Source organism: Amycolatopsis sp. NPDC104587 (assembly GCF_055583645.1).
The window spans coordinates 71,696-81,721 of the sequence record NZ_JBVJNO010000005.1 but is presented as its reverse complement, the minus strand read 5'-3'; the positions used below and the strand labels follow the sequence as shown (position 1 = coordinate 81,721).

8 protein-coding genes are annotated in these 10,026 nt (G+C 74.0%); 3 read left to right on the top strand and 5 right to left on the bottom strand.

Annotation, left to right across the window (positions count from 1 at the left end; translation table 11 throughout):
• Nucleotides 1–99: 99 nt before the first annotated feature.
• From crcB to ACZ61C_RS15825, 5 genes are all read right to left on the bottom strand, one after another.
• Nucleotides 100–474, bottom strand: a complete 375-nt coding sequence (gene crcB / locus ACZ61C_RS15845; RefSeq protein WP_465307208.1) for a fluoride efflux transporter CrcB — start codon at nucleotides 472–474, stop codon at nucleotides 100–102.
• The gene (locus tag ACZ61C_RS15840) at nucleotides 471–734 is read right to left on the bottom strand and encodes a DUF190 domain-containing protein (protein WP_465307206.1); all 264 of its coding nucleotides are present in this window, start codon (nucleotides 732–734) and stop codon (nucleotides 471–473) included. Before ACZ61C_RS15840 ends, crcB begins: the two co-directional genes overlap by 4 nt.
• Entirely contained in the window at nucleotides 734–1,141 is a 408-nt protein-coding gene (locus tag ACZ61C_RS15835) for a fluoride efflux transporter FluC (RefSeq protein WP_465307204.1), read from the bottom strand. Before ACZ61C_RS15835 ends, ACZ61C_RS15840 begins: the two co-directional genes overlap by 1 nt.
• A gap of 64 nt (nucleotides 1,142–1,205) precedes the next feature.
• Nucleotides 1,206–2,594, bottom strand: a complete 1,389-nt coding sequence (locus ACZ61C_RS15830; protein ID WP_465307202.1) for an FAD-binding oxidoreductase — start codon at nucleotides 2,592–2,594, stop codon at nucleotides 1,206–1,208.
• 54 nt (nucleotides 2,595–2,648) lie between these two features.
• Nucleotides 2,649–5,645: an ATP-binding protein gene (locus ACZ61C_RS15825; protein ID WP_465307200.1), complete on the bottom strand. Its 2,997-nt coding sequence runs from the start codon at nucleotides 5,643–5,645 to the stop codon at nucleotides 2,649–2,651.
• An 89-nt stretch (nucleotides 5,646–5,734) separates the two neighbouring features.
• Here ACZ61C_RS15825 and sthA point away from each other — a divergent pair, with 89 nt between their 5' ends.
• The 3 genes from sthA (at nucleotide 5,735) to merB (ending at nucleotide 10,018) form a co-directional block, all read left to right on the top strand.
• Nucleotides 5,735–7,147 carry a Si-specific NAD(P)(+) transhydrogenase gene (gene sthA, locus ACZ61C_RS15820; RefSeq protein ID WP_465307198.1) on the top strand — a complete coding sequence of 471 codons (1,413 nt, stop codon included), beginning with the start codon at nucleotides 5,735–5,737 and terminating at the stop codon, nucleotides 7,145–7,147.
• 87 nt (nucleotides 7,148–7,234) lie between these two features.
• The gene (locus ACZ61C_RS15815; RefSeq protein ID WP_465307196.1) at nucleotides 7,235–9,133 is read left to right on the top strand and encodes an intein-containing Rv2578c family radical SAM protein; all 1,899 of its coding nucleotides are present in this window, start codon (nucleotides 7,235–7,237) and stop codon (nucleotides 9,131–9,133) included.
• A gap of 282 nt (nucleotides 9,134–9,415) precedes the next feature.
• Nucleotides 9,416–10,018: an organomercurial lyase gene (merB, locus tag ACZ61C_RS15810; protein WP_465307194.1), complete on the top strand. Its 603-nt coding sequence runs from the start codon at nucleotides 9,416–9,418 to the stop codon at nucleotides 10,016–10,018.
• Nucleotides 10,019–10,026 lie beyond the last annotated feature (8 nt).

Sequence of the window (10,026 nt, the reverse complement as noted above, 5' to 3'; positions counted from 1 at the left end):
GGAGGACGCCGGTCGTCGTGTTGCTCCTGATCGGGGGGGATTCGTGCGGGCGGGGGGGGGGCGTGGCCCCCCGTTGCCCCCGCTTCGCGACCGGAGCTTTCACGTGAAAGCTACGGTCGCGAGCAGGAGGCCCAGTGCTCCGGAGGCCAGGCCTGCCACCACCGTCACCACGACGTTCACCACCGCGTACAGCCGTGTCTTCTCCAGGAACAGCCGCACGGTCTCGTAGCCGAACGTCGAGAACGTCGTCAGGCCGCCGCAGAAACCCACCGCCACCAGCGCGCGCACCGACGACGGCTCGGCCCCGTGCAGCAGCCACCCGCTCAGGAACCCCAGGACGAACGAGCCCACGACGTTCACCGTCAGCGTCCCGAACGGGAACGGCGAATCGCGCCACGCCTGCACCCGGCGATCCGTGAGATACCGCAGCACCGACCCCAAAGCGCCGCCTAGAGCCACCAGGACCAGGGTCACTCCGTCCGCCCCACGTAGCGGACCACCTCGACCTGGTCGAGCGTCACCAGCCCCTCGCCGATCAGCTCGTCCAGCTGCGACAGGATCCGTGTCGTGTGGATCAGCGACGACGCGCCGTAGCCCTCGACTCCGCGCAGCACCGACGCCCCGGCCAGGCCGGCGTCGCGCGCCCGGCGGACGATCTCGTGGTAGAGCGGCTTGTGGTGCCAGTGGTCGTCTTCGCCGATGTAGATCGTCAGGCGGGTGGCGGGTCCCTCCATCAGCGTCCCCTCCGGATCGCGCGGGTCGCGGTCAGGCCGGCCGTGACCGCGGCCAGGCACAGGGCCAGCGACGCCGCCACGTACAGCAGCGAACCCAGTATCCGCCCCGTCGTGGCCGCGTCGAGGGTGTCGGTCACGAACGTGGAGAACGTCGTGAAGCCGCCGAGGATGCCGACGCCGAGGAACGGCCGCAGCAGGTGGTGCGGCCGCGCGGTGGTGGTCAGCAGCGCCATCAGGACACCGATCAGCAGGCAGCCCAGGACGTTGGTGAGCAGCGTCGCGGCCGCGAACTCCCCGCGCGCGTGCGGGATCGCCACCGACAGCCCGTAGCGCGCGAGGCTGCCGAGCGCGCCGCCGGAGCCGATCGCGAGCAGGACGTCCCACCGGGTCGCGGGCAAGCTGATCACCTCCGCGACCGAACCTACCCCGGCCGGGGCCGACGGCCCCCCACCGGCCGTCGGCCCCGGGAGCTCACGCGGGGCGGATGTTCTGGTTCACGTGGAAGACGTTCTCCGGGTCGTACCGCCGTTTCACCTCCGCCAGCCGCGCGTAGTTGCCGCCGTAGGACGCCCGCACCCGGTCCTGGCCCTCCTCCATCATGAAGTTGACGTAGGCGCCGCCCGCCGAGGTCGGGTGCAGGTCCTCCCAGTAGTCGCGCGTCCACTGGGAAACCAGGCCCGCGTTCGCCGGGTCGGGGTCGACCCCGACGATGACGCCCGACCAGCCGCCGGAGCGGTGCGGGAACGCCGTCGCGTCCGGGGCGACCCGGCTCGCGGCGCCGTCGATCGGGTACAGGTGCATCGACGAGTGCATCGTCGGCAGCTGCTCGCCGTGCTTGAGGTGGACGGCGATCGCGTCGTCGGAGATCTCGTGGAAGACGTCCGCGCGCCAGTACCACTGCAGCCCGGCGGGGTACAGCCCGTCGAACGCGCTCTGCAGCGCCGTGTACGGCATGGCGTGCAGGCCCACCACGAGCGGCGAGCCGAAGTCGCGCACCGGCGCGAGGATTTCGTCCGCTTTGTCGTGCGCGCCCGTGTAGCACCAGACGATCCCGCACGCCTTGCGGCCCCACAGCGCTTCGGGGAACGGCGGCGCGGGCGGCACGGTGATCAGCCCGAACCAGCCGCTGAGCTCCTCCGGCAGCGACGGCAGCAGCTCGCGGTACCAGTGCAGCACCTCGGGGGTGTCGTCCAGGTCGTAGAGCACCGGGCCGCCGATGACCGTGCCCCGCTCGCCGATGTCGTGGCAGCGGAAGGTGAACGACGTGACGACGCCGAAGTTGCCGCCCCCGCCGCGCAGGGCCCAGAACACGTCGGGGTGCGACGTCTCGTCCGCGTGCACGAACGAGCCGTCCGCGAGCACGACGTCCGCGCCGAGCAGGTTGTCGACGGTGAGGCCGAACCGGCGCGCCAGGTAGCCGATGCCGCCGCCGAGCGTCAGCCCGGCGACGCCGGTGGACCCGACGATGCCCGACGGTGTCGCCATGCCGAAGGCGACCGTCGCGTGGTCGACGTCGCCCCAGGTGCAGCCGGCGTCGGCGCGCACGGTGTGGTTGACCGGGTCGACGGTGGTGCTGCGCAGCCGCGACAGGTCGATGACCAGCGCGCCGTCGGCGACCCCCAGGCCGCCGGCGTTGTGGCCGCCGCCGCGCACGGCGAGGTCGAGGCCCTGCGCGCGCCCGTACCGGACGCAGGCGACGACGTCGGCGGTGTCGCGGCAGTAGGCGATCACGGCCGGGCGCTTGTCGATCATGGCGTTGTAGACGGCCCGGGCTTCGTCGTAGCCGGGGTCGTCCGGGGTGACGAGGTCGCCGCGCAGGACGGCGGCCAGTTCTTCGTGCGGCAGAGCGGTGGTGGTCATGAGGTCCCTCTCGGATTTCGTGTACCCGGGAGAACCTAGGAACGCGGCGTTCGCTCAGCGTTCGGGTCGTTCCCCGACGCCGAGGTCCTCCTCGCAGCGCCGCAACAGGGCGACGCTGCCCTGCGCCCGCGCCAGGTCCGCGGCCTCCCGCAGCCGGGGCGCCGGGTCGGCGTCGTGCGCCGCCCGCAGCCGCAGCACCTCCGGCAGCCACCACAGGTCGTCGCGGGCCCGGCCGGCGGCGAGCGCGGCGTCCAGCGTCGCTCGGGCGGCCTCGGGCGCGGACAGCTCGGCGAGCAGCGAAAGCCAGTACGGCATCCGGGCGAACGACCCTTCGGCCTTGAGGTGCGCGACGCCGTCCTGGGCCGCGCCCAGGCCCGCCGCGCCACCCCGCGACCAGCCGCCCAGCACCAGCGCCCACTCGCGGTAGTACGCGAAGCCGTACCGGTCGCACAACGCGTGCAGCTCGGTGACGGCGGTCCAGAGCGCCGGCCGGTCGCGGCGCATCTGGTGCGTCACGCCGGCGTAGGCCAGCGCGATGGCCAGGCTGTACGGGTCGTCGACCGCCCGGGCTCGCGCGAGGGCCTCGGCCGCGCTCGCCAGTGCCGCGTCGTCGTCGCCCAGCAGCCAGTGGGCGTGCGCCGCCCAGGCCGGGCTGTGGACGTCCGGGCGGGTGCCGATGGGCCACGACACGGCGCCGCGGATGCGTTCCGCGGCCAGCTCGAAGTGGCGCACTCCCTCGGCCGGGTGGCCGAGGCTGACCGACGAGCCCGCGACGGCGAAGTGCGCCGAGCCGATCTGCTCCGCGCCGATCCCCGGTCCGGCGAGCGTGAGGGCGCGTTCCCCGACCTCGTGCGCCTGCGCGGTCCGGCCCTGGACGAACCGGGACGAGAACAGCGCCAGCAGGGCGGTCAGCGTCGCCGCGGGATCCCCGGACGACTCCGCCAGCTCGAGCGAGCGCTCCACGGTCTGCTGCAGCTCCGGCGAGGAGTAGCCGAACCGGGCGTTGAGCGGCCCGGCGAGCGCGTCGAGCACGGCCTGCTCCGCGTGGTCACGGCTCGCGCTCGCCGGCCGTGCGCGGACGAGCGCCAGTGCCGCCTTCAGCAAGCGGATCGCCTCGGCGTGGGCGAAGGTGCGCGCCGCGACGGCCGCGGCCCGCCGGTAGTGGGCGACCGCGCGGTCGGGGTGGCCGCCGCGCGCGTGCTGCTCGGCCAGCTGCGCCGCGACGGCGTCGGTGTCGCCGGCGTTCAGCAGCTCCATGGCCTGGGCGAGCCGCCGGTGCAGCAGCCACCGCCGCGGCGGGCTGACCTGCTGGTAGGCCGCCTCGCGCAGGAGGTCGTGGGTGAAGGCGTACCCGCCGCGGAACTCGTGGACGAGCCGGCGCCGCCACAGCTCGTCGACCGCGTCGACCACGGTGTCCGCGTCGAGGTCGCCGGCCTCGGTGAGCAGCTCGAGGGTGAAGTCGCGGCCGACGGCGGCGGCGAGCCCGGCGACCTCGCGGGCTGCCGGACCCGGCTGCTCGAGCCGGGCGCGCAGCACCGCGTCGAGACCACCGGAGGGCACGGACTCGTTGGTGCGCAAGGCTTCCACGACGTAGAGCGGGTACCCGCCGGTGGCCGCGTGCAGCAGCGCCCGGTCCGGCCCGGACAGCGCCCGCCCGGCGACCGCTTCGGCCAGCCCCGCCGTGCCGCCGGCGTCGAACGGGCGCAACGGCAGCTCGGTGAGCGTGCCGTCTTCGCGCAGCCGCGTGACCCACGCGGTGAGCTCGGGGTCGAGGTCGCCGTCGCGCAGGGTCCCGGCGACCAGCAGCGGCGCGGCCGGCCGCAGGCCGAGGCAGAAGGCGAGGAACGCGCCCGTCTCGTGGTCGCACCACTGGACGTTGTCGAGCACGAGCAGCACCGGCCGGGTGCCGCTGGTGAGCGCCCGGGCCAGGCCTTCGAAGAACCGCAGGCGCTGCCACGCCTCGGCCGCCGGACGCTCGCCGGGTGCCGTCCGCGCGGCCGGCACCAGCCGGTCGACCTCGGCGCGCCACACCGGGTCGAGCGACGCCGTCGCGCGCCGCAGGTCGGGTGTCCGCAGCCAGTCCGCGACCGGCGCCAGCGCGAGCCGTCCCGGCGTCCCGAAGCACTGGCCGGTCGCCACGACCGCGCCTTCGGCCCGCGCGAGCGCGGCCAGCTCGGCCACCAGCCGGGTCTTGCCGACCCCGGCGTCCCCGCGGACCAGGACGATCCCCGCGTGCCCGGCCGCGGCCGTCCGCCACGCTTCGCCGAGCCGCGCCAGCTCCGCCGCCCGGCCGACGAGCCCGGGCGCGGCGGCCCGCCGGGGTTCGGCCTCCGCCCGGGCGAGCAGCCGCCGCAGCGCCGCCCGCGTCGCCTCGGCCGGGACGACCCCGAGCTCGCGCTCCAGGACCGACGCGCAGCGGTGGTACGTGCTCACCGCGCCTGCCCGGTCGCCGGCCTCGGCCTGCAGCGCCATCAGCGTCCGGTAGCCGGTCTCTTCCAGCGGCCGCAGCGAGATCCGGCGCCGCGCCGCGGCGAGCGCGGCGGCGGGGTCGCCCGACGGCGTCCGGCAGACCAGGTCGCACAGCTCGACGCACTGGCGCTCCAGCTCGGCGCGCGCGGCCAGCACCCAGTCGTCGGCCAGGCCGGGCAGCAGCTCACCGCGGTAGGCCGCGAGCGCGGCGGCCGCCTGGGCGAGCACCGCGCCGGGATCCGCGGCGGCCAGCGCGGCCCGGCGGGCGACGTCGAACTCCCGCACGTCCACCCGGCTCGACGGCGTGTCCCGCCAGCACAGGTCCTGCCCGCTGACGGCCAGCGACGGCGGGTCGCCGAGCACGCGGCGCAGCTGGTGCAGCTCGCGGCGGAGGTTGGTCAGGGCCTGCGCGTCGGTCGAGTCCGGCCAGAACACCCCCGCGATCCGCCGCCGCGGCACCGCCCGCCCGGCGTGCACGACCAGGTGGGCCACGAGCGCGACCGACCGCGGCGACCGCGTCAGCACGGCGCCGGTCTCGTCGTCGGTGATCACCTGCTCGCCCAGCAGCGTGATGCGCAGCACCCCGGCAGGCTAGCGCCGAGACTTCCCCGCGCGCGGATCTTCACCGGCAGGGGGTTGCGCCGGGCCGTCCGGGTGCGCAGGCTCGACACGTGAGCGAGCACGAGTACGACCTCATCGTCATCGGTTCGGGCCCGGGTGGGCAGAAGGCCGCCATCGCCGCGGCGAAGCTCGGCAAACGGGTGGCGGTCGTCGACAAGCACGACATGGTCGGCGGGGTGTGCGTCAACACCGGCACGATCCCGTCGAAGACGCTGCGCGAAGCCGTGCTCTACCTGACCGGGATGAACCAGCGGGAGCTGTACGGCGCGAGCTACCGCGTCAAGCAGGACATCACGATCGCCGACCTGCTGGCGCGCACCCAGCACGTGGTCGGGCGCGAGGTCCAGGTGGTGCGCGCGCAGCTGATGCGCAACCACGTCGACCTCGTCGCCGGCACCGGCTCGTTCGCCGACCCGCACACCGTCCTCGTCGACGGGAAGCACCCCGGCGACCGCCGGACGCTCACCGCGGACTTCGTCGTCATCGCCACCGGCACCCGGCCGGCGCGCCCCGGGCACGTCGACTTCGACGCCGCCCGCGTGCTCGACTCCGACGAGATCCTCCGGCTCGAGCAGATCCCGTCGTCGCTCGTGGTGGTCGGCGCGGGTGTGATCGGCATCGAGTACGCGTCGATGTTCGCCGCGCTCGGCTCGCGGGTCACCGTGGTCGAGCAGCGCGACCAGATGCTCGACTTCTGCGACCCCGAGATCGTCGAGTCGCTCAAGTTCCAGCTGCGCGACCTCGGCGTGACGTTCCGCTTCGGCGAGAAGGTCGCCGACGTCGCGGTGTCCGACGACGCGACGATCACGACCCTGGTCAGCGGCAAGCGCATCCCGGCCGACGGCGTCATGTACTCGGCGGGCCGCCAGGGCATGACCGGCGACCTGACGCTCGAGGCGGCGGGCCTGACGGCCGACGAGCGCGGCCGGCTCGTGGTCGACGAGCACTACCGCACCGAGGTGCCGCACATCTACGCGGTCGGCGACGTGATCGGCTTCCCGGCGCTGGCGGCGACGTCGATGGACCAGGGCAGGCTGGCGGCGTACCACGCGTTCGGCGAACCGGCGAACGGCCTGGGCGCGCTGCAGCCGATCGGGATCTACACGATCCCGGAGATCTCGTACGTGGGTTCCACGGAGGCCCAGCTGACGTCGTCGTCGGTGCCGTACGAGGTCGGCATCGCGCGGTACCGCGAGCTGGCGCGCGGCCAGATCACCGGCGACAGCTACGGAATGCTGAAGCTGCTGGTGTCCACGACGGACCGCAAGCTGCTGGGCGTCCACGTGTTCGGCACGGGCGCGACGGACCTGGTCCACATCGGACAGGCGGTGATGGGCTGCGGCGGCACGGTCGACTACCTCGTCGACGCGGTGTTCAACTACCCGACGCTGTCGGAGGCGTACAAGGTGGCCGCGCTCGACGCGACGAACAAGATCCGGGCGCTGGACCGTTTCTCGTCCTGATCGTCCCACGAGTCCCATCAGCACCACCCGATTCGCTTGGGGCGAACCGGTTTGACACCCGACTAGAACATATGTTCGACTGACCTCGTGCGATGGGATCGGCAGCGAGCGGGGGAGGGTGAGCCGGCACTGCCCGGGCTGGAAGGCCTGGTGCGGTCCGTGCGGTCACCGGAGTTCGACGGCGTCACCTTTCACGAGGTGCACGCCCGCTCGGTGCTGAACAAGGTGCCCGCCGGGTCGGGGGTGCCGTTCGGCTGGACGGTGAACCCCTACCGCGGGTGCTCGCACGCCTGCACCTACTGCCTCGAAGGCGGCACCCGGATCCTGATGGCCGACGGGCGCACCAAAGCCTTGTCCGACCTGAAGGTCGGCGACGAGATCTACGGCACCCGCGGCCACGGCGCCACCCGGCGGCTGGTGCCGACCCGGGTCGAAGCGCACTGGACGACCTTGCGCGCGGCCTACCGCGTCACCCTCGACGACGGCACCCGCCTCGTCGCCGGCGGCGACCACCGGTTCCTCACCTCGAAGGGCTGGAAACACGTCACCGGCAGCAAGTTCGGCGCGGCGCAGCGGCCGCGCCTGACCCCCGGCAGCGAGCTGATCGGCGTCGGCCGCTTCGAGCCGACCCCGGACGAGACGCTCGGGTACCGCGCGGGGTACCTCTGCGGGATGCTGCGCTCCGGTGGGTTCGCGGCGGAGGCGGACGCGGCCGCGCGGGCGCTCGAGTACCTGCCCGACTTCGGCGCGTCCGTCGGGTTCCTGAAGGTGCCCGCCGACCCGGACGCCCACTGGCAGCGCGGGTTCCTCGCGGGTGTCTTCGACCTGGCGGGCGGGTACGGGCGGGGGATCCTCGCGATCGCGCACGACGAACCCGACATCGCGGACGCGGTGGCGGCGGCGCTCACCCGGTTCGGCTTCGCCCACCAGCTCGACGAAGTGCCGAAGTTCCCGACGCGCCAGGAGGTCCGGCTGCTCGGCGGCGCCGCCGAGGTCCTCCGGTTCTTCCACGTGAGCAACCCGGCGGTGACGTGGAAGCGGTCCTTGGACGGCGCGGTGATCGGCGCGAGCCGCCGCCGTGTCGAGGCGATCGAGCCGCTGGGGCTGCAGCTGCCCCTGTTCGACATCACCACGGGCACGGGTGACTTCGTGGCCGACGGCATGGTGTCCCACAACTGTTTCGCCCGGAACACGCACACCTACCTGGACTTCGACGCGGGCCACGACTTCGACACCCAGGTGGTGGTGAAGGTCAACGCGCCGGAGGTGCTGACGGCGCAGCTGAAGCGCCCGTCGTGGCAGCGCGAACACGTGGCGATGGGGACGAACACCGACCCGTACCAGCGCGCGGAGGGCCGCTACCGGCTGATGCCGGGGATCATCACGGCGCTGGCCCGCTCCGGAACACCGTTGTCGGTGCTGACGAAGGGCACGGTCCTGGCCCGCGACCTCCCGTTGCTGCAGGACGTCTCCCGGGACGTCCCGGTTTCGCTCGCGGTCTCCCTGGCGCTGCTCGACGGCGAGCTGCAGCACCGGCTGGAACCGGGCACCCCGAGCCCGCGGGCCCGTTTGGAGCTGATTCGCAAGGCCCGTGACGCGGGTCTGCCGTGTTCGGTGCTGGTGGCGCCGGTGCTGCCGTGGCTGACGGACTCCGCGGAGGCCCTCGACGCGCTGTTCGCCCAGCTGGCGGAGGTCGGGGCGTCGAGCGTGACGGTGATCCCGCTGCACCTCCGGCCGGGCGCGCGCGAGTGGTTCGGGCGGTGGCTGGCGGGTTCGTACCCGGGCCTGGTGCCGCGGTACCGGGAGCTGTACGCGCGGGGGAGCTACGTGCAGAAGGCGTACCGCGAGCGCCTGGGCGAGCGGGTGGCGCCGCTGGTGCGGCGGCACGGGTTGGCGCCCAAGACGGGGTACGAGACACGCAGTCCGGAGCCGGTGCCCGAGGCGCGCGTGGCGGCGCCGGTGGTGGAGCAGCTGCGTTTGCTGTGAGGTGGCACGCCGAAGTCGAGACGTTCGGTCTTCGCCTGTCACGCCACCGCGGCCGGTCGGTCCATTGTGGACAAAACAACCCCGGAGTCAGTGATCACCCGCCGCCCGGCCGTGTGGGTGAAGCCGTCACCCCGCGCCTCCCGGGCTGCGCCGTTCGCCGTAGTCGCGGCCTCCTTGCGCCGCGCAGTCGGGGGGTTGCGGGAAAATGTCCGATCGTGTCGTTGTCGTCCCACACCGCCGACGCCTAACGTCGAAGGGATCGATCCTGAAGGGAGCCGGACGTTGACGACCTCGCAGACCGACCGTGTCGCGGCCGCCCGGCTCGCCTGGGCCGCGCTGAAGCTGACCCGGGCCGGGCGGCACCCGGTGAGTGTCGACCGGCTGGCCGCGACCGTCGGCGTCGCGACCGTCGAGGCCCGCCGCCTGGTCGAGCTGATCGGCTTCACCCTGCACCGCGACCTCGTGAGCACCGGCCCGGCGCCCCGCGGCGCCCACCACCGCCTCCAGCCGGCCGAAGGCACCCTCGGCGCCGGCCCCGACGGCTCGGTCGACATGTTCCTGCTGGCCATCGCCACCGGCGAGCGCGTGCACGCCGCCGCGGTGTGCCCGGTCACCGGCACCCGCATCCGCATCGACCTCAACGACCACACGATCCTCCAGGCCGACCCGCCGACCGCCGTGGTCGCGGCCGTCGACCTCGGCTTCGGGCTGGAGAGCGCCGACGCCGTGGCCTGCGCGGGCCAGCCGTTCTTCGCGGCGGCGTCCGCTGCAGCGACCTGGCTGGTCGCGCACCCCGGCGGGCGCATCTACCCGGTCGCGGCCTACCTGGCCCAGGCCCACCGGCTGGTCGCCGCGCTGGAGGCCCGGCCGCGCTTCGTGCTCTGACCGGCGGC